Annotated in this window: 19 protein-coding genes; 6 read left to right on the top strand and 13 right to left on the bottom strand. The window is 35.9% G+C overall.

From position 1 onward, the window contains the following. The first annotated feature begins 9 nt into the window (after positions 1 to 9). The gene (locus I5M32_RS12295) at positions 10 to 579 is read left to right on the top strand and encodes an REP-associated tyrosine transposase (protein WP_200586801.1); all 570 of its coding nucleotides are present in this window, start codon (positions 10 to 12) and stop codon (positions 577 to 579) included. Between the two features lie 337 nt (positions 580 to 916). Here the strand turns inward: I5M32_RS12295 and I5M32_RS12290 are convergent, their stop codons facing one another. The 5 genes from I5M32_RS12290 to I5M32_RS12270 all read right to left on the bottom strand — a co-directional run bounded on the left by I5M32_RS12290 (position 917) and on the right by I5M32_RS12270 (position 4,497). Next, on the bottom strand, positions 917 to 1,792 hold the full coding sequence (locus I5M32_RS12290) for an FKBP-type peptidyl-prolyl cis-trans isomerase (protein ID WP_200586793.1): 876 nt from the start codon (positions 1,790 to 1,792) through the stop codon (positions 917 to 919). Position 1,793: 1 nt separating this feature from the next. Next, positions 1,794 to 2,276, bottom strand: a complete 483-nt coding sequence (locus tag I5M32_RS12285) for an FKBP-type peptidyl-prolyl cis-trans isomerase (RefSeq protein ID WP_200586791.1) — start codon at positions 2,274 to 2,276, stop codon at positions 1,794 to 1,796. Positions 2,277 to 2,448: 172 nt separating this feature from the next. Continuing rightward, positions 2,449 to 3,144, bottom strand: a complete 696-nt coding sequence (locus I5M32_RS12280; protein WP_200586789.1) for an SGNH/GDSL hydrolase family protein — start codon at positions 3,142 to 3,144, stop codon at positions 2,449 to 2,451. A gap of 7 nt (positions 3,145 to 3,151) precedes the next feature. Next, on the bottom strand, positions 3,152 to 3,859 hold the full coding sequence (gene lipB, locus I5M32_RS12275; RefSeq protein ID WP_200586922.1) for a lipoyl(octanoyl) transferase LipB: 708 nt from the start codon (positions 3,857 to 3,859) through the stop codon (positions 3,152 to 3,154). Further along, the gene (locus I5M32_RS12270) at positions 3,859 to 4,497 is read right to left on the bottom strand and encodes a 4'-phosphopantetheinyl transferase family protein (RefSeq protein ID WP_200586787.1); all 639 of its coding nucleotides are present in this window, start codon (positions 4,495 to 4,497) and stop codon (positions 3,859 to 3,861) included. The genes lipB and I5M32_RS12270 overlap by 1 nt, the downstream gene beginning before the upstream one ends. Before the next feature lie 72 nt (positions 4,498 to 4,569). On the opposite strand from I5M32_RS12270, the gene dcd reads away from it, so the two are divergent. The 3 genes from dcd (at position 4,570) to I5M32_RS12255 (ending at position 8,664) form a co-directional block, all read left to right on the top strand. Continuing rightward, a complete protein-coding gene (dcd, locus tag I5M32_RS12265; protein WP_200586777.1) occupies positions 4,570 to 5,106 on the top strand; it encodes a dCTP deaminase in 537 nt (178 codons plus the stop codon). An 80-nt stretch (positions 5,107 to 5,186) separates the two neighbouring features. Beyond that, positions 5,187 to 7,889 carry a carboxypeptidase-like regulatory domain-containing protein gene (locus I5M32_RS12260; protein ID WP_200586767.1) on the top strand — a complete coding sequence of 901 codons (2,703 nt, stop codon included), beginning with the start codon at positions 5,187 to 5,189 and terminating at the stop codon, positions 7,887 to 7,889. A gap of 7 nt (positions 7,890 to 7,896) precedes the next feature. After that, positions 7,897 to 8,664 carry an enoyl-CoA hydratase/isomerase family protein gene (locus I5M32_RS12255; RefSeq protein ID WP_200586758.1) on the top strand — a complete coding sequence of 256 codons (768 nt, stop codon included), beginning with the start codon at positions 7,897 to 7,899 and terminating at the stop codon, positions 8,662 to 8,664. Positions 8,665 to 8,939: 275 nt separating this feature from the next. Here the strand turns inward: I5M32_RS12255 and I5M32_RS12250 are convergent, their stop codons facing one another. Genes I5M32_RS12250 through I5M32_RS12240 form a run of 3 tightly spaced genes read right to left on the bottom strand, consistent with a single transcriptional unit; the run spans position 8,940 to position 11,121 of the window. Next, a complete protein-coding gene (locus I5M32_RS12250) occupies positions 8,940 to 9,749 on the bottom strand; it encodes an outer membrane beta-barrel protein (RefSeq protein WP_200586756.1) in 810 nt (269 codons plus the stop codon). Positions 9,750 to 9,776: 27 nt separating this feature from the next. Beyond that, on the bottom strand, positions 9,777 to 10,559 hold the full coding sequence (locus tag I5M32_RS12245; protein ID WP_200586753.1) for a hypothetical protein: 783 nt from the start codon (positions 10,557 to 10,559) through the stop codon (positions 9,777 to 9,779). Then, positions 10,549 to 11,121 carry an RNA polymerase sigma factor gene (locus I5M32_RS12240; protein WP_200586751.1) on the bottom strand — a complete coding sequence of 191 codons (573 nt, stop codon included), beginning with the start codon at positions 11,119 to 11,121 and terminating at the stop codon, positions 10,549 to 10,551. Before I5M32_RS12240 ends, I5M32_RS12245 begins: the two co-directional genes overlap by 11 nt. Before the next feature lie 611 nt (positions 11,122 to 11,732). Here I5M32_RS12240 and I5M32_RS12235 point away from each other — a divergent pair. Continuing rightward, complete coding sequence (locus I5M32_RS12235) at positions 11,733 to 12,431, top strand: Crp/Fnr family transcriptional regulator (protein WP_200586748.1); 699 nt, start codon at positions 11,733 to 11,735, stop codon at positions 12,429 to 12,431. A gap of 43 nt (positions 12,432 to 12,474) precedes the next feature. On the opposite strand, the gene I5M32_RS12230 is transcribed toward I5M32_RS12235, so the two are convergent. The 4 genes from I5M32_RS12230 to I5M32_RS12215 form a co-directional block, all read right to left on the bottom strand. Then, positions 12,475 to 13,746 carry a DUF1501 domain-containing protein gene (locus I5M32_RS12230; protein ID WP_200586746.1) on the bottom strand — a complete coding sequence of 424 codons (1,272 nt, stop codon included), beginning with the start codon at positions 13,744 to 13,746 and terminating at the stop codon, positions 12,475 to 12,477. A 25-nt stretch (positions 13,747 to 13,771) separates the two neighbouring features. Then, positions 13,772 to 15,718, bottom strand: coding sequence for a DUF1800 domain-containing protein (locus I5M32_RS12225; RefSeq protein WP_200586744.1), 1,947 nt, complete (start codon positions 15,716 to 15,718; stop codon positions 13,772 to 13,774). 147 nt (positions 15,719 to 15,865) lie between these two features. Continuing rightward, positions 15,866 to 16,945 (bottom strand): 3-oxoacyl-ACP synthase III family protein, encoded by a 1,080-nt coding sequence (locus I5M32_RS12220; protein WP_200586742.1) that lies wholly within the window; start codon positions 16,943 to 16,945, stop codon positions 15,866 to 15,868. Between the two features lie 138 nt (positions 16,946 to 17,083). After that, positions 17,084 to 18,322 (bottom strand): aspartyl protease family protein, encoded by a 1,239-nt coding sequence (locus I5M32_RS12215; RefSeq protein WP_200586741.1) that lies wholly within the window; start codon positions 18,320 to 18,322, stop codon positions 17,084 to 17,086. Positions 18,323 to 18,410: 88 nt separating this feature from the next. On the opposite strand from I5M32_RS12215, the gene I5M32_RS12210 reads away from it, so the two are divergent. Further along, entirely contained in the window at positions 18,411 to 19,742 is a 1,332-nt protein-coding gene (locus I5M32_RS12210) for a D-alanyl-D-alanine carboxypeptidase/D-alanyl-D-alanine-endopeptidase (protein WP_200586740.1), read from the top strand. 67 nt (positions 19,743 to 19,809) lie between these two features. Here the strand turns inward: I5M32_RS12210 and I5M32_RS12205 are convergent, their stop codons facing one another. Then, complete coding sequence (locus I5M32_RS12205) at positions 19,810 to 21,477, bottom strand: SUMF1/EgtB/PvdO family nonheme iron enzyme (protein ID WP_200586739.1); 1,668 nt, start codon at positions 21,475 to 21,477, stop codon at positions 19,810 to 19,812. Positions 21,478 to 21,612: the final 135 nt, after the last annotated feature.

Below are 21,612 nucleotides of genomic sequence, written 5' to 3'. Positions count from 1 at the left end.
CATTTGAATATGGCAATTAAAACCGTACACGATACAACAGAAAAAACTTGGTTTATCACATTCACATGCTACGGCTGGCTTCCCCTTTTTGAAACTACCAAATCTTATGATTTAGTTTATAACTGGCTTAGACTTATAAATCAAAAATTGGATGTGAAAACCGTTGCTTTTGTAATTATGCCTAATCACATTCATTTGATATTACATCTTTCTGAAGGTAAGAACTTAAACACCATTATTTCTAATGGAAAGCGTTTTATGGCTTATGAAATCGTTAAGCGGTTATCACAAAACGGAAAGCTTGAAATATTAAAAAGGTTAAATGAGGCTTGTAGTGATAAAGAGAAAGCCAAAGGCCAAAAGCACAAGGTTTTTGAGCCTTCGTTTGATGCCAAAGCGTTATTTACAAATAAATTCATGCATCAAAAAATAAATTATATACATCATAACCCTGTTAGCGGTATATGGAAATTAGTAGAATCGTTTCCAGAGTACCCGCACAGTAGTGCTATGTTTTATGAAAATGATTTAAAACATCTGAATATAGATATTTGTCATTATTTAGATATTGAAGGATGATCTTGAATCTATAGCTTAATAGTACTGATGTTAAGGCTTAAGAAAGGCATTAGTCCTAGCAGGGTTTCTCGAAGAGAACCCTGTGTTAGACATCACTTGTTAGACAACACGTTATAGACGCAGGTTCCTCCTTGAGAGAACCTGCTTAAACTGCTTAAACAGACCTGCTAAATGGAAATAGTCCTAGCAAACTTAGTCCTAGCTGGGTTTCTCGGAGAGAACCCTGTGTTAGACATCTTATAGACGCAGGTTCCTCTATCGAGAGAACCTGCTTAAACTGCTTAAACTGACCTGCTTAACGGAAACGAAAATATCGGGATTCAATTTATTTTAGATATTAATTGGTTACATCAACCACCTCAATATCAAAATCTAATGGAGTGTTAGCAGGAATATTCCCATAAGAAGAACCCCCATATCCTAAATAAGCAGGGACAAGAATTCTTATTTTGCCACCTTTTTTAATTTTTACCAATGTTTCTTGCCAGCCAGGTATCAAATTGATAAGTGTAGATTGTAAAGGGTTATTAGCAGTTGCAGAATCAAATACAACACCATTAAATAATTTGCCAGTATATGCCACTTTTAAAGTTGAGGCAGTAGTAATGGTTTCTGTTCCGTTACCGTTTGAAATTATGGAATAATAAACGCCAGAACTATCTCTTGTAAATGCTAAAGGCAAGGTAGATTTATATTTAGTAATTAAAGAGTCGTTAACTTCAGTTTGGTTTAATCCGTTTATAACCTGTAATTTAGCATCTAAAATCTCATTCCCTTTAATGGTAGAACCATAACCATCTTTTCCATAGGCTAGGTAGGAAGGCACCAAAACCCTAACAGAACCACCCTTTTTAACGTTTAACAAACTTTCTCTGTAGCTTTTGCTTAAATACCCCAGATATTCGCTAAGATAAGAAGAAGTTTTTCCTGTTTGAGTTAATGCACCATTTGGTTTTAGATCATTGCCATTTAGATCTTTAATGTCTTTAAGATAATAGATAAAATCGGAATTTTGTAATGCAGCACCATTACCTTCATCTAAAATTTGATAGTAAAAACCAGAAGAATCTTTAGTAAAACCGGTTAAGTTATTGGTTTTGATAAAGGCCTGTATTTGTTGGTCTTCTATGGTTCGTAAATCTCTAGTCTCTTTTTTGCAAGAACCTAATACCACAGTTGCCAATAACAATATGGCTAAATATTTTTTTATCATTTTATTGAACATTTACTAATTCTATATCAAAATCTAAAATGGAATTGGCAGGTATGCCGCCCACAATTTGGTTGCCATAAGCGTAACCGCTTGGTATGATCAATCTTATTTTTCCGCCTTTTTGTATCAATGGTATTCCTATTTGCCAACCTGTAATTACCTTGCCCAAAGCTATTTTTAAATTAGCCTTTCCCACAGAGGTATCAAAAATTGTCCCGTTAAGCAATTTCCCTGTATAAATTGCCTCTATTTGGGTATTGGTAGAGTAGGTAACATTTCCAGATCCAGGCTCTATAATTTGATAAAATATACCTGAAGCATCTTTTATAGCGGGTATGTTATTATCTGTAATAAATTTTCTGATAATGGTGGTGTCTTTAGCCAATTGAACCTTTGCATCTGCATAAGGATCGGTATTATCTTTTTTTAAACAAGAGCTTAATCCAAAAACAGCAATAAACAGTACTAAAACGTAATTTTTCATTTTTTAAATAGTTTGCAAATTTATCTTTCTTTTTAGTAAAACCTAAACATTAACATTTTTTAACGAGAATGAGTTGGTTTTATGTTAATGGTTACGGTTGTAATGCCCTAAAAGAGACAATGTAATTTAATTAATACATTGTATAGACAATTTTAATATCAAAAGCAGAGGATTAAAAAACTTCTTTTTTTACTTGTTTTGCTAGCTCAACTACCCAAAGTCTGTACATTTCTGCAGAAGGGTGCAAACCATCAGCTGCAATTAAGGCAGGGTTATCTTTTGCTTCTCTAGATATTGGCGTAATATCCAAATAGTTTGCTTTCGCATCTTTGGTAATTTGTAATGCAATTTGATTGTATTGATCAATTTCTCTAGCAATTTTTTCTCTATCGCTATTTTGTGCAAAAGGGGTTATCCCATAATCTGGGATAGAAATAACAAACACCTTATTGGCATTATTGCCAGCTTTTTGTATGGCGGTTTCTAAAAGTTGCTTAAACTCTATTTTGTATTTATCAATACTATAACCTCTGTATTGGTTATTAACGCCGATCAATAAAGTGACAAAACTGTATTTGGTTTTTAGTTCGCTTGTTTTGATGGCATTTATCAATTCATCGGTTGTCCAACCTGTTTTGGCAACAATTGTGGGTTTTTCCACAATTAAGCTGTCAACGTTTAACAATGCAGTTAGTTGATTGGGAAAATTTTCTTTTGCGGCTACAGATTGCCCGATGGTATAAGAATCGCCTAAAGCCAAATAGGTATAAGTTTTCAATTGTTTTTGGGGATAATCGGTTTGATTGGATTTTACTTTACAGGAAGAAAATACGATATTCAGAATGAAGGCGGCACAGATTAATCTCATATTTCCTCTACTTTATGATGGTCATACCAAAAAGAACGGAAATATGGTTTTTTAGGTTTTCTTTAACCTCGTCAATATTTATCTCTTTGCCCAATTCCCTTTGCATCGAGGTTACGTCTTTATCATCGATACCACAGGGTATAATATTCTTAAAATAGTCTAAATCTGTATTTACGTTAAATGCGAAGCCATGCATGGTTACCCATCGGCTACATCTTACGCCCATGGCGCAAATTTTTCTGGCTTTTTCATTATCGGCATCTATCCAAACGCCGGTAAAGCCTGGGTATCTTGCTGCAGGTATCCCATAATCTTTTAATGTCAATATTACGGCTTCTTCCAAAGTACGGAGATAAAGGTGGATATCGGTAAAAAAATGGTCTAGATCTAAAATGGGGTAACCCACAATTTGTCCCGGCCCATGGTAGGTAATATCACCACCTCGGTTAATTTTATAATAGCTTGCTCCTTTTTCTATTAGTTGTTGGTTAGCTAACAACAAATTTTCTTGTTTGCCGCTTTTCCCCAAGGTGTAAACGTGTGGATGTTCTACAAAAACCAAATGATTTTCTGTTCGGTTCTCATTTTCAGGATTGTTCCTGTTCTTTGTTTTGATAGCGACGGTCTCTGCAAAAATCTCCTCTTGCTTATCCCAAGCTTTCTGATAATCCATTAAGCCCCAATCCTCAAACTTTACTTCTTTGTTTTTTATCATCATTTACAAACATAACCCAACATGTAATTTTCTATTTTTTTATAGTGTACCCGGTACGCATCAGCGGTGTTTGCTTTTTCAATTGTTGCGCTTAACTCGCCGTAAGGCAAATAATTAAAAGGTTTTATGTGGATATGATCTTTGAAAGAAGTTTCTTTTTTCCCGTTCAGTTTATACAAAGCCTCTTTTGCACACCAATAAACGTAAAGCTTCTCTATCCTTGCTTCTTCATCAATATGATCAAGCTCTGTTTGGTTCAAAAATTTATTTTGTACCCTTACTATTTTATCCTTTATAATTTCAATATCTATGCCTACCTGTTTTGTTTTACTGATCATTACGGCGGCATAATCATAAGAATGGCTTAAAGAAATAAAATAAGGATGGTTTATTAAGATTGGTTTCCCGTTTTGGTCTGCTTGGCAATCAATATATTCATTGGTGTTTAGCATTTTTCTTAGCAAAACCCTTGTTGCCAACCAATGTAAGTTCCTTTTATCGTTACTTAAAGAATTTAAAAGCAACAATTCATGGGCTTTTAATTGCAAACGGGCTTCTAGATCTGCGGTGCTTTCGGTAATCTGCCAAAGACCAATTGCCGTATCTTGATCAATATTTTCATGAAAGGTAATGGGCATTTCTAAATTTATAAATTCTCTGCGAAATTATTTTAAATAAATCATATTTTAGACAAAATCAAAATTTTAACCATGATACTGTCTGATCGGCTCATTTTAAAAGAAATAGAAGCGGGAACAATTGTAATTGAGCCTTTTAAAAGAGAATGTTTGGGAACAAATTCTTATGATGTACACTTGGGCAAGCATTTGGCCTGTTATAAAAACCGAGAATTGGATGCCAAGAAACATAATGAGATCGATCATTTTGAGATACCGAAAGATGGTTTTGTGTTGCAGCCCAACACTTTATACTTGGGGGTAACATTAGAATATACAGAAACACACGCCCACGTTCCTTTTTTAGAAGGGAAATCAAGCACCGGCCGTTTGGGGATCGATATCCATGCAACTGCCGGAAAAGGAGATGTGGGCTTTTGTAATACTTGGACCTTAGAAATTTCTGCCACCCAGCCCGTTAAAATTTATGCGGGTATGCCCATTGGCCAACTGATTTATTTTGTTGTTGATGGCGAAGTAGAAACCATGTACCACACCAAAGGCGATGCTAAATATAATAACAAAACCACAAAACCCGTTGAAAGCATGATGTGGAAAAACCAGTTTTAAAACTTAGGAACCTCAAAACATTTTGGGGTTTTATTTTTTATTATGTTAATCCTTTATAAAGTTTATCCATCTAAAAAATCATGAAAAGTAAAAAGATTATCCTCTCGGTTTTGGCAATTACGTTTATTGGTCTTTTTGGCTTTATAGCCGATGATGATCTCCTTAAAAGGGCATTAGAAAGCTTTCAGAAATATCAAGAGAAAAACGTACAGGAAAAAGTTTATCTACATACCGACAAGCCTTATTATGCCATAGGCGATGAGATTTGGTTTAAGGCCTATGTGATGGATGCCCAAACGCTAACGCCAACCACACAAAGCAACATTTTATACGTTGATTTAATCAACGGACGCGATTCTGTTAAGAAAACATTAAGGATACCTTTGGTTGCGGGTTTTGGTCATGGCAATTTTGAGTTAAAAGATTCTTTAAAAGAGGGTAATTATAGGCTTAGGGCATACACCAATTGGATGAGGAATTTTGGCGAAGGCTTTTATTTTGATAGAACCGTAAAAATTGGAAATGCCTGGACCAACCAGTTAGTTACCAAAACCGATTATACTTACGAAAAACAGGGCAATAACGAAAACGTAACCGCAAAAATAAATTTCAACAATATTGATGGCTTCCCTTATGCAAAAAAAGAAGTGAGCTATCAAATCGAGTTAGATTTTAGGAACATCGCCAAGGGCAAGGCAATTACGGATGATGATGGGAACATTACGATCAATTTTACCAACGACAAACCTTTTTTAGCCAAGAATGGCAGAATTACCACCTCCCTAAAGATCGCCGATAATACGATAGTGAATAAATACATCCCTATTGTGAGCACTTCTAACCAAGTAGATGTTCAGTTTTTCCCAGAAGGTGGTGATCTGATCCAAAATGTACGAAGCAAAGTTGCCTTTAAAGCATTAGGTGCCGATGGTTTGGGGCAAAAAATATCAGGCTATGTAGAAGATAATGAAGGGAACAAAATAGTCGGTTTTGAAAGCCGGCACTTAGGTATGGGGTATTTTACGATGACACCATTAGAGGGTAAAACCTATACCGCTATGATAAAATTTGCCGATGGCTCGGAAAAAAAGATAAACCTGCCAGCCATTAAACCAGCGGGTATAACCCTTAGTGTGTATAACAATCTTGTAGAAGATAGCATAATCCTAAAAGTATTCAGTAACAAAGCCTTCGCAGATAAAAACCAGGGCAAAGCCTTTACTGTGGTAGCCCAAAATTCTGGCAATATAATTTATACTGCCCAATCTAAACTTAGCGGACTTGCTTTTGCCGCTAAATTGGCAAAAGACAGGTTCCCGGCGGGCATTACCCAATTTACGCTATTTGATGAAAATATGCTGCCATTATCAGAAAGGTTAGCTTTTACCATGCCTAAAAATATTTTATCATTATCGGTAAAACCCGATAAAGAAAGTTATACCCAAAGAGAGAAAACCAATTTAAGCGTTAAAGCATTAGGCCCCGATGGAAAACCTATAATGGGTTCTTTCTCTATGGCCGTTACCGATGAAACAAAAGTGCCCGTAAATGAAGATGAAGAACATACTATTTTTACAGACCTATTGCTAACATCAGATATTAAAGGTTATGTAGAAGATCCAAACTATTATTTTCATGATATTAACGATACGAAGAAAATGGATTTAGATGTATTGATGATGACACAGGGCTGGAGCCGTTTTAACTGGAGAAACATCATCAACAACGTTTTCCCATCACTATCATTTAAGCCAGAGAAAACCCTTTCTGTTAGCGGTAAAGTTACGCAGGGTAAAAAACCGGTAGTTGGTGGTACGGTTACTCTTTTCTCATCATCAGGAGGCTCTTTTTTGATACAGACCACAACAAATACCAATGGCGAATTTAAAATTGATAGCCTTTATTTCCCAGATAGCACAAAATTTGTGATACAAGCCAGAAATGAAAAAGGAAGAAAAGGGGTGGATATAGAACTTTATAATAATGCCCCACAAATAGTAACCAAAAACCCAAACCTTCCAGATTTGACGGTTAACATAAATGGGTCCATGCAAGCCTATCTTAAAAATAGTAAAACCCAGTATGAAGAATGGTTAAAGAACGGTATAGTTAACAGATCAATTCTTTTGGGAGAGGTAAAAGTTGTGGATACCAAACCGATAGTTGAAGAGTCTTCTAACTTAAACGGTGCTGGTAATGCAGATAGGGTACTAACAGAAAAAGATTTTCAAAACGCTTATTCTATGGAGCAAGCCTTACAAGGCAGGGTTGCCGGCCTACAAATAATTAACGGTATAGCCTATATAAGAAACCAGCCGGCGCAGATAATCTTAGATGGGATTTATGTTGATGGGGATTTCTTAAACACCATACAGCCCCAAGATGTAGAGAGCGTAGAAATTTTAAAAAGCATAGGTTATACTGCTATTTACGGCAGCCGTGGTGGTGGGGGTGTCATCATCATAAACACAAAAAGAGGAAAACCGGGTTATGTTAGCAATGCTTATGCACCTGGTATTATTACCTATTCTCCAATAGGTATTTTTCAACCTAAAGAATTTTATTCGCCAAATTATGCAGATCCTAAAATAAACACCTCTGTTGCCGATTTAAGAACCACTATTTATTGGAACCCACAATTGGTTACAGACTCTACCGGTACTGCAAAAGTTAATTTCTACAATGCCGATGGTACCGGTAATTATAAAATAGTTTTAGAAGGTATGGACTTAAATGGTCATATTGGGAGAAATGTAACCCGTTACAAAGTCAATACTAAATAAAATTTTAATGAATACCTTACAAATAACAACCCAAGATCATGTTGCCATTATCGCATTAGATAATGGCAGTTCTAATACCATCAATGCAGAAATGCTTGCAGAATTAAAAAAGATAATTACCAGTGTTGAAGCCGATGATAACATGAGGGGCGTTATTTTAACTGGTAAAAAAGGCTTTTTTAGTGCCGGTTTAGATTTGATTACGCTTTACGATTATGATGAAAAACAGATCAAAAAATTTTGGATAGATTTTTTAGACTTAGTTAAAACATTAACCTTGTTTAAAAAACCAATGATTGCCGCCATAAGTGGCCATAGCCCTGCCGGAGGTTGTGTTTTAAGTATTTGCTGCGATTACAGGGTAATGGCAGAAGGCAAATATGTTATCGGTTTGAATGAAGTACCTGTGGGCATAATTGTACCCGATAATATCTTTGAACTTTATGCTTTTTGGATCGGTAAAGCGGCGGCCTACAGAAACTTATTAGAAGGGAAACTAATGGGTTTTGAAGAAGCAAAAAACATTGGATTAGTAGATGCTACCACGCCTATAGAATCTTTAATGACAGTGGCCCAAAAGAAAATGGCTAATTACATACAGTTTGATGCGATTACTTGGCAAGAAAGCAAGTTAAATATGCGAAAAGAATTGAATGCTAAAGTTTCTCAGGATCAATCTGCAACTTTAGAGAAAATGCTCAAGCAATGGTGGTCGCCAAGTACAAGATCGATCCTAAAAACCATCATTGGTAATTTACAAGCCAAAAAGGTTTAATTTATATTTATCCAAACTTCTCTGCTTTTGCTATTTTAATTTCTATAGCATTTTATCCAACCGGCATTGTTTACAAAGTTCTTACACAATAAGTTAAAACATTATTGTTTTGCCGTTCTGAGAGATAATTTGCAACCGGCGCATAACCGTTATTCCCTATGATCCATTATTAGGTTTAGAATGGTAAGATAGGTTAATCAAAAAAGCTGCCTCTATTTTTTTATGAGACAGCTTTTACCATAAAAAGGTCTTTTATCTTTATTTACAAACTACTACTAAAAACCAAATGTTAAACCAAAATTTAGGTTTTTATAATCTGCCGGGCCTTGGTTTTTGGCAAAAACATCATTCATATAATATTTAAAGAACAAGCCTACGCCACCATATCCAATTCTTATGTTTGCTCCATAACGGAAAGGTTCAAAATTGAAATCGTCTTTCACTTTAACTTTGCCGTTTTCGCTGCTTATTTGTTTTGTTTTTCCCCCTAGTAAAAAACCGATTTCTGGTCCACCTACGATAGAGATTCTTTTGCCTTTTTGGCTTTGAGGGCTGCGGTATTCAAAGTACAAGGGTATTCTTAAATATTTGCTAGAAAGTCTGTTTTTATCATACACTATGGTACTTGGGGTTGCGGTTAAGGTTGGCTTATCTGGCTCTATTGTAACGTTTTTAACCAATCTAATCAAATCCCAATCTATCCCCGCTTCTAGCATTATCTTAAAACTTGGGTTAAACCTTACGCCAAACTGTAATAGATCAAAACCGATATTACTGGTTTTCCAAGGTTTGTTTTCTAGATAATCATACCCAACTGGTGCAGAAAAATCAGAGCCCGTATGGAATTTACTCAATCCGATATCAAAATGTTCAAAGGTAATCCCAAAGGTTGCATGTGGGTATTTTACTGTTTTCTTCTCCTTTTTGGTCGAATCGGCTTTGCCAACCGTAATGCTCACACCGCCTGTATCAATAATCATGGAGGTTTTAGTGCCTTTTTTAAATACTTTTAAGGTATCTTGTTCTTGTGCCTGTGTAGTGCTTACAATTAGTAAAGCAATTACAATTAAGTATATTTTTTTCATTTCTTTTCTTTTGGTTTTTCTGTTTCTTTAATCAATCTTTCTGAATTTGAACAAACCTAGGTTTATGCCGGTAACTTCGTTATCGCTTTCTTCCGTTTTGCTCACTTTTATTATTTTTTCTTCTCGCCTATCAACTTTTGCTACCACAAAGTTTACAAAATCACCTACAGATTTAATCTTTAATTTCTTGCCAATTTGGTTGCCATCTTCTGTCAGGTTATCATCAACGGTGTTTTGTGCTAAAAGAGGTTGAGCTTTAATTTCAGATTCTTCTTTAGTTTTAGAGGCCTCATCATCTAAAATACGCTCGGTTACTGTTTTTGCCCTTACTGCTTTTATCGCAACTATTTGTGGTTGATCAGTATCAGTTTTTTTTATAGGTAAGACGTTGGTTTTTGTACCGATGGTTGCATCATTCTTAAAATTATTTTTTGCCCCTAAGTCAACTTTATGGTTACTGACTAAAGAATGATCATTTTTGCTTTTTAAAACAGCCTTTGTTTTATCCGTTCTAACAGCAACACTTTCAAGTACTTCTGGTTCGATTTTTTGCTCTTGGGCAACTTGGTTTAAAACCTCATCGGCATTGCCCCTAAGCTTGATCACTTCTTTAGGTTTGGTATATAAACCAATGCCAATTCCCAAAACAACAACAATACTTGCTGCTGCCATCCAAAACATCCCAAAACTTTTGCTCTTAGGCTTTTTTTCTAAACCCGCGGTTATTTTATCCCAGCTATTTGCCGCTGATTGCACTTCAAAATCCTCAAAAGAAGATTTAAAAAATTGATCAAAATCTTTATCCAACATTGGCTTCATTTTTATATCCTTCCAATTTTAAAACTTGTTCCCTTAATATGGCTCTCGCCCTAGATAATTGCGACTTGCTAGCACCTTCCGTAATACCCAATTGCTCGCCAATTTCTTTGTGCGAGTAACCCTCAATAGCGTACATATTAAAAACCATCCTATATCCACTGCTCAAATTCTGTATCAAGCGCATTAAATCTTTCACATTCAAACTGCTCATGTCAAATTCTGTAGATGCAGATTGTTCATGCGTTTCGTTAATATCAACAACGTTTAAACTGCGCAGGTTTTTTCTGTAAAACTCAATAGAAGTGTGCACCATGATCCTTCTCATCCACCCTTCAAAAGAGCCTTCACCTCGGTAGTCGTCAATTTTTTTAAACACCTTTATAAAACCGGTCTGCATCATATCTTCGGCCTCAAAATGGTCTTTGGCGTAGCGCATACATACCCCTAGCATCTTAGGCGAAGCTGTATGGTAGAGCATTTCTTGAAACTTGCGTTCCCCAGCTTGGCATCCCTTAACAATATCTTCTATAGCGTATTTGTGTTTCAAATTCATATAAGGTTCTGTATGCAAGATGATGGATTTAATGGAAAGGTTGCATCAGCATAAAAAACAATTCAATTATACGATAAATATAAGCGTGAGGCCTATTAGAAGCAGAAATTATTTGGCCGTTAGGGCGGTCTGCCAGCTGGCGGATATATCTTTTTTGTCTTATTCTTCGACTCCCTCTTCGACTCCGCTCAGAGTGACGATGCTCAGAGTGGCAATGCTCAGAATGACAAAAAAGCCTGCCCGAAAAACAAGCGGGGATATCGCTACTATCCCTAAAGCAAGAAAAAAACCTAAAACAAGCCTATTAAAATCAATCAGAAAGTTAATATTTTATGCTTCTTTATGATTTTATATGATTAAAACAATATAAATCGTCATTTTAAAAATTTTTTTATTAATTATCGTTAAAAATAGATGTAAATATTTATAAAAAATACCTTAATATTGATTATTAATAAAAATAATAGTCTATAATTTATTTAATAACTACTTTAATTTAAAATTTATAAAAAATACATTAATAAAATGACAAAATAATTTATGTTTTTAAATAAAACAGTATAAATTAGCCAGATTATAAGCTATTATTTTAATGATTAAATCTGTTTTTAATGAAACTTAGTAAAAAAAAGTACGATAACGCCAATTGTTATTTAACAATCAACTGTTCGCCAGAGTGGAGGCCAGCAATAGAGGCCAATAAAAAGGTATATGAAGTAAAAAAGGGAGAACAGGTTTTTAAAGAAGGCCAACCGGTAGAAGGTATTTATTTTGTATATCAAGGTATTTTAAAAGTTCATAAAAAATGGACCTCAGATAAAGAACTGATTTTGCGCTTTGCAACGGGAGGCTCTATATTGGGGCACAGGGGTTTAAGCACCTTTAATAAAAATTATCCCATTTCTGCAACGGCATTAGAAAACAGCGTGGTTTGTTTTATAGATATGGATTTTTTTAACAGTACTTTAAAAGTTAACGTAGATTTTACTTATAAGCTGATGATGTTTTTTGCTGATGAACTGCAAGACTCTGAGGCTAAGATGAGAAATATAGCGCACATGAGTGTTAAAGGCAGGTTATCGCAAGCATTGATAAATTTTAAAAACCAGTTTGGCCTGGCTGCTGATGGAAGCTTAAAACTAGAACTATCTAAACAAGATGTTTCTTCTTATATAGGTGCAACCTATGAAACCTTGTTTAGGATATTGAACGAGTTAATCGAAGAAAAAGCCGTAGTTGTACAAAAAAGGAATATCACTATCGCAAATGAAGATATTTTAAAGAATTTTGCCCATAATGGCAACGGATAAGAGAACTAAATTCTCATGATCCTCTTATCCGGAGTAATAAAATCTAGCTTTTCATCATACCTATATGTTTCCCATCCCAGTCTGGGAATAATATGGTATCTTTATTTATGCCCAAATGCCTATCGGCTACCTCGCTAAAAACGCTTCTAAAATCAGTGGTAACAGCCAAGTCTCTTCCATCTTCTAGGTTTTCTATGGCCAAAGCATTCATTTTGCCATGCACTTTACCGCCGGCAACATCATTGCCCAAAATAAAATTACAAGATCCCCTGCCATGATCTGTGCCGCCGGTTCCATTTTGCCTTACGGTACGGCCAAACTCGGTCATGGTCATTACGGTTACATCATCTTGCAAAGTACCCATATCTGTCCAAAAGGCCATTATGCTTTCACTTAAATCGTTTACGTTTCTTGCAAAGATGCCAGAATCCGTTCCTTGGTTAAAGTGTGTGTCCCAACCTCCAGACTCGGCGAAAGCCACCTCTAAACCCACATCCATTTTAACCAGTTGCGCAATTTGTTTTAACGAATTGCCCAAGGCAGAGTTTGGGTAAACCGCTCCGTTTTCTGGCCTGTAATTTTTGGTATCTACTTTTTTAAGTATTTTCATGGCATCAAAACTTTCCTTGCCGGTTTCTTTTAACAAGCTAGAAGTGGTTTGGTCATAAAGATCCTCGAAACTTTTTGCGGCCATATTTGCACCGCTTGGGTTGCCTCTCATTTGTATCGCAAAATCTTGGATATTACTGATCGCCACTGATGGGTTATCGCCATAAAAGGATCTTGGCAAAGAAGATGTTAAACTTACCGCTTGAAATGGCGAACTAGCAGCATCATGCCCCAACAAACCAACTGCCCTATTTAACCAACCGCTAGAAGTCCCTTTATTAAAAGGAGTGCCAGACTCCATATAATCTTGGGCATCAAAATGTGAACGGGTATTGTTTGGCGAGCCAATGCCGTGTACAATTGCCAGCCTTCCTTCTTTAAAAACAGACTCAAACGCCTGCATACTTGGGTGCAAACCAAACCTTCCGTCTAGATCTATCAATGGTTTAGCGTTTCCCGCCTTAGCGGCAGAAATAAACAAATTTGGTCTTGCTGCTTTTAAGTATTCATCCGTAAATGGTGTAACGGCCATTAAGCCATCCATTGCGCCACGTTGGAAAATACAGATTAACGTTTTTCTTCTTTTAAACAATCCTGGGGCTTTTACATTTGCCGCTGCTTTAGTAACAAAACCCGGTAAACCACCTAAACCGATGCCAAATAGGGCCAAGCCCCCTGCTTTTAAAAATCCTCTTCTTGATGTCATGATATTTATATTTTGAAGATTAAAATTATCTTTTTTGAAACTCTGGGGAACCGATAATAACCCCTACAACCTGCGCCAACATAGAATTATCTCCAAAAGATTTTTCTTTTCCCATATAACCATATTTCTTGTTGTTGCTTTTTGGCTTTACAGCCGATTGATCATCGCTCATCATCATATTATCATCCGTCTCGCTTACTGATGTTGGGGTAGGAGATTTACTTGCAGCGTTGTTTACTTTATCAACCAATTCTGGGTCTGTTAACAATGGGGTCAACCTTTTTATGGTGCCTTCCAAATTACGCTCTGGCATAATTATTTTCCCATAGGTTTTTAAAGCCGCTTCGCTGCTTTCAGGTTCGTGGTTATTGTTTAATGCGGCCAGGTTAATTTTAATACCGGGTATTTTTTGGGCTGCTAAGGCCAGGCCAAAATTCATCCTATTTAAAAGGGCACCGGTATTTATCCAATATTGTCCTTTATCTGGGAAACCGGTTGGTGCTTGGTAGTAATAGATTTTTTGCCCCATTTTATTGATCCAACCATACAATTGGTAAGGCTGCGCAAGATCGGCATTTAAGCACCTAACGGCACTAATTGCCAACTCAAACGGAGATTTTGTTTTTTCTCTTAATGCGTCTTTGCTCCAAAATTCTGGAGATTCTACCATGGTCAGTAAAACATCTGTGATATTACCATCTTTGTTTAAGAAGGTTTTGCTCATCTTATCTATCAAGCTTTTTGGAGGATTATCGCTCACAAATCTTACTGCAATCTTGGTAGAAATAAATTTTGCGGTTGAAGGGCTATGCGCCAACATTTCTAATAGATCAAGCCCCTCTTGGTAGCCATTATTGCTAAATTTTTTGCCAAGAACAACTTTATCTCCGGTATCATGCCTGGTTGCTGCAAACAAGAAATCACCATCAAACACAAACCCTTTTCTAATTAAATTTTCTTTGCCATATTTATTGATCGTTTTTTGAAAAGCCTCTCCTTGCCCATATTCATCAAAGGGGTTTATTGTCCAGCCGGTTAAAACTCTTGCCGCCTGCGTAACATCTGTTTGTGTGTAACCACCATCAACACCCAAGGTGTGAAGCTCCATTACCTCCCTCGCATAATTTTCGTTTAGCCCTTGGCTTTTCTTAGCATTTTTTATTTTTTGAAATGCCAAGGCTTTTGCTCTGTCGTTCCCAATCCTGTTTCCCATCATATCTAACCTGTTTTTTTGCTGCTCGCTTTCGCTAGCCTGGCTACTAAAGTTATCTAAATAAAAAAGCATTGCCGGAGATTTAGCGGTAGCTATTAAAAGCTTATCAAACCTCCCAAAAACGTTAGGCCTTATCACGTCTCTTTCATAGGCTGGTACGTACATGGCGCAGTCATTTTTGGTTAATGAAACATTAAAATGGTTAAACCAAAAATCGGTTAATACTTCGCGTAATTGGTTGTTGCTATATGCAGCTCTTAAAATTTTTTGTGAGATAAACTGGCGATAAAGCTCTTGCTGGGGTTTATAACCCTTATTGATCATATATCCTTTTAACTTTTCCCTATAATCTTTCTTATCGCCTTTATTAACAGAATCTTTATCTATAAAGCCGTCTTTAATTGCCATTCTTAAGATTTTGGCTCCCTTCGGAAATTTTTCTGCAACTTCTTGGTTAGATAGATTGATGGCATCATAACTTTTAAGCCTATCGTTTAGCTCTTTATCTTCAGTTTTCCCTTTCAATTGTTGGTTAAGCCAATTGCTTAGGCCCATTTTTAAGGCATTATCAATATCTTCTGGCCTTGCGCCAAAAGTAAAACGATTGATTAAATGAAGTGCGGCCTCTCTATCTGTTAACCCAGCTTTTTTATAAGCAGAGGTTAAGTTGTCATTTTTGAATGATAGAAAAGATGAGAAAAAAAGCACACCCGCTAAAACTAAAAATGGGATGTAAAAATATTTTAATAATGCTTTCATGTCAAAAACTGGTTTATGGTTTTATGACAGCTAAAATTTTAAAAGGATTAATTAGAAGGGATAAATTTTAAAAACAGAGAATAAGTGGGCTTTTTTTGTTCTGATGAATATTTGGATGTTTTTAAACTTGATGGCTATTTTGTTTGGTTAAAACCGATAAATCATGGCATTGATATTCATACCTGCACCTACTGATGCAAAAATCACTACATCTCCTATTTTTACTGTTTGGTTTTCCATTTCCTCTTTCAACACCATATCTAACAGGGTTGGGATGGTTGCTACCGAAGAGTTCCCTAATTTTGAAATAGACATAGGCATAATATTTTCTGGTGGGCAGTCATAATCATAAAGTTTAAAAAAGCGCTTTAAAATTGCATCGTCCATTTTGCCATTAGCTTGGTGTACAAATACCTTTTTAATTTTTTCTGGTAAGATACCGGCTTTTTCTACGGTGGTTTTCATTACCAAAGGCACATGGGTTAGCCCGTATTCATACACTTTTCTGCCATCCATTTTAAGGTATAGATCTTCTTTGCTTTCATAATCGGGTTTGCTAGAACCTTCCATCTTTAAAAACCATGCTTGGTTTAAAGTATGGGTTTGTGATTTGTGACTTAAAATGCCAGCTCCATTATCTTTACTTGCCGATAAAATTGTTGCTCCGGCACCATCAGAATAGATCATACTGTCTTTATCATGAGGGTCGATTACCCTTGATAAAGTTTCTGAACCTATAACCATCACCTTTTTGGCATCGCCAGATTTGATAAAATAATCGGCCTGTATCATACCCTGAAGCCATCCGGGGCAACCAAATGGCAAATCATAGGCCACACAATCTGGGTTTTCTATCCCTAATTTATATTTTACACGGCTTGCCAAGGTAGGCACCATATCTGTGCGGTTATCGCCATGGTTCACGTCTCCAAAATTATGGGCAACAATAATATAATCTAATTTTTCTTTATCTTCATTGGCACTTTCTAGGGCATCTTTTGCTGCCAAGTAGGCAAGTTCAGAGGCATTTTGATCGTCTTCTGCATATCTTCTCTCTTCAATATCAGTTATAGCCTGAAATTTTTGGATCACATCAAACATATTCCTTTTTGCTATTGTGCCATCTTTCTCGTAAAACGCATGATTTATAAAATCAGAATTTTTGATCAATTTGTTTGGGATGTATTTTCCCGTTCCGGTAATAATAGAGCTGATTTTTGAACCCATTAAAAGATTTTTAGACTAAATACTAAATTGGTTTAACGTATAAAGTTAGCTATTAAAATTGATTTGACAAGTTAATTTTAATTATTGAGCTATTTTTATGCCTTTATACAATTTGCAACATCACTCATCCATCCCTAATTATATCCTGCGTTTTAAGGTTAAAATACCACGGTAAATATCTTGTCCCCTTGCCATTTCTAGGTAAAGACTTCTATCGTTTTTAGAACTAAATATTTGACAAATCTCATCAAGTGATAATTTTTCTGCCGGGTTAAAATTTATGCTTAGCAGTTGATCGCCCACTTTTACGCCAAATTCATCAGCAGGGGATCCAATTTCTACCCTTGTCACAAAAAATTCATCAAATTTATTGCCACTTGCAACAAGCTCTAAACCGCTCATATCATATTCAAAGGGCTCTTTTAATGTGGTATTTCCTTTTAAATAGATACAACTGTTTTGATAATCGAACAGAACATCAAATTTTTTGAAAAATGGGTTGCCAATACTTCCGTTTCTTTCTACGCTCGTAATTTTTGCTGCAACATCTTCATAGTAAGGAAATGCGGCTATAATGCTATCTAACCCAAATTTACCTATTTTTAATTTTTCTAGCCGCCCTTTAAAGCCCCTAATGTTTCCACCTAAACCAACGCCTAAATTTGCTATCACAAATTTATTGGGCAAAGGGAACGGGCTTTTCTGATAAGATTCTAAAGATAAAGTATTCCCGCTTCCGGTATCTATCAGCATTTTCAAAGGTATTTTTTTATGCTCCGTAGCATCGGCAATCACATTTACATAGGGTTTATTTTCTTCAATATCCAAATTTATCCTATTTCCTTTTCTTAAAAATATTGATAAATTATTTTTATAAATTTTTAAAAACCGCGATTGGTAATTTATCCTGACCTTAAAACTTTTAAAAAAATCATACCCTAACAAACCATGAATTGGCATCCCTGCATATCCGGATAGGTTTAAAACGTCTTGATCTAGAATTGCGGCAGCACAACTTTTAGCTTGTGCGGCACCAACTTTAAAATCTAGGAAAGGTGTGGTATAAGCAGATAAACTTGTATCTTCCCCTAAGCCGTACAATTGCATTTTCCTTAAATATTTAAGATCTAAAGAATCTTTTAATTTAGGGTCGGTAATGATGGTAATGCCAACTCCAGTATCTAAAATAAAATTAAAAGGCCCTTTATGATTGATGTACATAGGTACTACCACTAAACCCCTTGCGGCTTTAAAATTAATTTGCTGTCTTTTTCTTTTCCCAGAAAACTCAAATTGATCTTGGGAAAAAACTGGCTCAATTAATGTGCAAAAGCCCAAAAGAAATAAAATAGATATTTTAACAACTTGGCTTAACATATTGGTTTATTAATAGGTTTGTTCATCACGATGGTTTGCAAACGCATTATTATACAATTTACTAATTTGCAGCTTTATTTAATTATTTATGAAAAAGTTTTTTGGTCTCGCAGCCGTTATATTTACCCTAAATGCCTGTACAGTTAAAAAGGCAACCTTAACTCCTTATCAGAACATTGCAGATTTAATAGAGAATTCTGCTATTGGCAAAAACCACCATGTGGGTTTTGCCATAAAAGAGGTTGGGGCTAGCAAAAATATGTATGAAAAAAATGCTAATCTCTATTTTATCCCAGCATCCAATACCAAGCTTTTTACTTTTTACACCGCTCTTAATATGCTGGGAGATTCTGTCCCATCATTTCAATATATCTTTAGAAAAGATTCTTTAATATTATGGCCCATGGCCGATGCTTCTTTTCTACACCCAGATTTTAAGGCCCAAAAATCTTTTGATTTTATAAAGGATGCAGGAAAGGATGTTTATTTGGTTACGGGGCGTTACCATGGCGAAAAGTACGGAAAAGGATGGAGTTGGGATGATTTTAATGAGTATTATCAAACCGAAATAAACGATATGCCTATCTATGGGAACGCTGTTGATATCTCTTGCGGCTTGTTTGGTAAATTAAAATACACTCCGGATCTAGCGGCTTTATATCTAAATGAAGTAAGCATATCTAACCAATTAAAAACTGTTAAAAGAGGCCTTAACAATAATAATTGGATTGTACCAACATCCATTAACACAAATTATAGGCAAAGTTTACCCTTATCATTAAATAAAACTATTGTAGAAAATTTATTGTCTGATACTTTGCTTGCAACAGGAGCTATCGTTAAGCCCATAGAAACTTTAAACTGGAGAAAGGTACCCCAAAGTGCCAACATAATTTACGGCGTTGCATCGGATACTTTATATAAGCATCTGCTTTTACCGAGTGATAACTTTATTGCAGAAGAATTGCTGCTTAATTGTGCCGCCGCAAACAAAATGGATATGAATACGGATAGCGTAATTTATTGGGCCTCTGCAAATTTGCTCAATGATATGCCCAATAAAATAAAGTGGGTAGATGGATCGGGATTATCTAGGTTAAATCTGTTTACTCCTGATGATATGGTTCTTGTACTCCAAAAAATACGAGACAAAATAAACAACGACGATCGTTTGTTCTCCCTTTTGCCTGCCGGCGGAGAATCTGGAACTTTAAAGGATATGTTTAAAGGAAGTACCGCACCCTATATATTTGCAAAATCTGGTAGTTTAACTAATAACTATAATTTAAGCGGTTATCTAATCGGTAAATCTGGTAAAAAGTATATTTTTTCTTTTATGAACAATGGTTTTGTTATTTCTACCAAAGAGATAAAAGACGAGGTTGTGAGGGTGTTGAGCGCTATTCATGATAATTATTAGCCATGATATAAAAAAACCGGTTTGATAAATTATATCAAACCGGTTTTTTTCTGTTTTTATGAAATTATTATTTTTTAAATCCCACCCTTGATTTTGGTTGCTTAAACTGAGGGGTGCTTTTTTTGTTTATTTGAGGATCGCCCACACTGCTCATGGCGCATCTAAAACCAATTTCTGATGATGCTTCTCCTTCATCTAAATATCTTCTTGTACCAGGGTTTAACCAATAGGCCCTATCGTTCCATGAACCTCCTTTGTAAACCTTAGACCTATCATTAACTAAAGTGATTTTACCGTAAAGATCAAGGTTTTGTGGATCTAATGCCCCTCTTTCATCGGCATCAAAAGAAGGTTTTAATACAGGCATTTTAGTAGTATCGATAGCATCAGGGGTACTAGGGCTTAATTCTGAGATGTTACCATATTTATTGGCGTGTTTTTCATAAGAATCTTTTTTACCTGAAGTCGCATTAGTTTTCTTCGGAACGTTTGTTTTGCCAATTGTTAGTATTTTACCGTTGGTATCATATTCATTATTCTCAAAATCGTTGCCTCTAAAAGGATTAAAGTCTTCAACTTTATCAAAAGACAGCTGTCTGTAAGTATCTAATACCCACTCGTTAACGTTACCGGCCATGTTGTACAAACCAAAATCGTTGGGTAAATAGGCCTTAACGGGTGCGGTAATGTCCGCTCCGTCATTCAAGTATCCAGCTACACCCATATTGTCTCCTTCGCCTCTTTTAAAGTTGGCATAAATTAACCCACGGGTACTTTTCTTTGGCGATCTAATCCCTAAACCATACCAAGGGTACACTTTACTATTGTTAACAATATTGTTGCCCCCCGTACCAACTAAAGCTAAAGCGGCATACTCCCACTCTGCTTCGGTAGGTAAACGGTATCTACCGGGCGTAAACACGCCATCTTCTATTTTAGCAAATCTTTTTTCTGGGGCAGCTTTACCTTTAGATCCCGTAGCAGCAGCACCTGTGTTTGATGTCGCTTTTTCAGCACCTTTTCCTTTATCTGCGTATTGTCCGTTTAAGTAAAGATCCAGGTTAAAAGGATCTGTACTAACCTCTGTACCGTTGCCACTTCCTGATGCTTTTCCTCCGCCTTTTGCGGTAGTACCAGATTTAGCATTAGCATAAGTTTTCCAATCGCTTAAAATGCCTTTGTTTCTTAAGATATTTTCGTTAACAATATTTGTCCTCCAATCGCAGTAAGCATTGGCTTGTTCCCAGGTTACACCAACAACAGGGTAATCTTGATAAGCGGGGTGTCTTAAATAATTATTTACGTAAGGCTCGTTATATGCCAAGGGGCTTCTCCAAACCAATGTGTCTGGTAAAGCTTCATAATACCATCTAGGGTCTTTGGGTACTTCATTTATCCAATTCAAATACTCTAACCAATCTATATTGGCCACTTCCGTTTCATCCATATAAAAGGTAGCAACCGTAACCCTCCTTTTGGGAGCGGCATAATCGTAACCAATATCATCGATGTTGGATCCCCCCATTACAAAAGTACCACCTTCTATGTGTACTAAACCTGGGCCTGGGGTTGGTTTCACTTTTTTGGGGACATGTAAAGATCCTGGCCTTTGGGCATTGTATGCAACATTGGTTTTGCCAGAAACAGAATTTTTACCGCCCTTGCTACCACAAGATGATAACATAACGGAAAAAGCCATACTTACGGAAAGTGCAGGTATAATTAATTTTTTCATGCGTTTTATTGTGTTTTCAAAGCTAAAAATAATTTAATTATGATTAATCAAACTGATTAATATAAATTGTGCTTTTATCAATATCTTTAATGTTTAGGTTATTAAAACGATTTTTAACACCCAATAGTTACGTTA

Origin of the sequence: Pedobacter segetis, from assembly GCF_016623585.1 — a bacterium.
GTDB lineage: Bacteria > Bacteroidota > Bacteroidia > Sphingobacteriales > Sphingobacteriaceae > Pseudopedobacter > Pseudopedobacter segetis.
The sequence above is the reverse complement of the archived record's forward strand: the minus strand, read 5'-3'. Positions and strand labels throughout refer to the sequence as shown.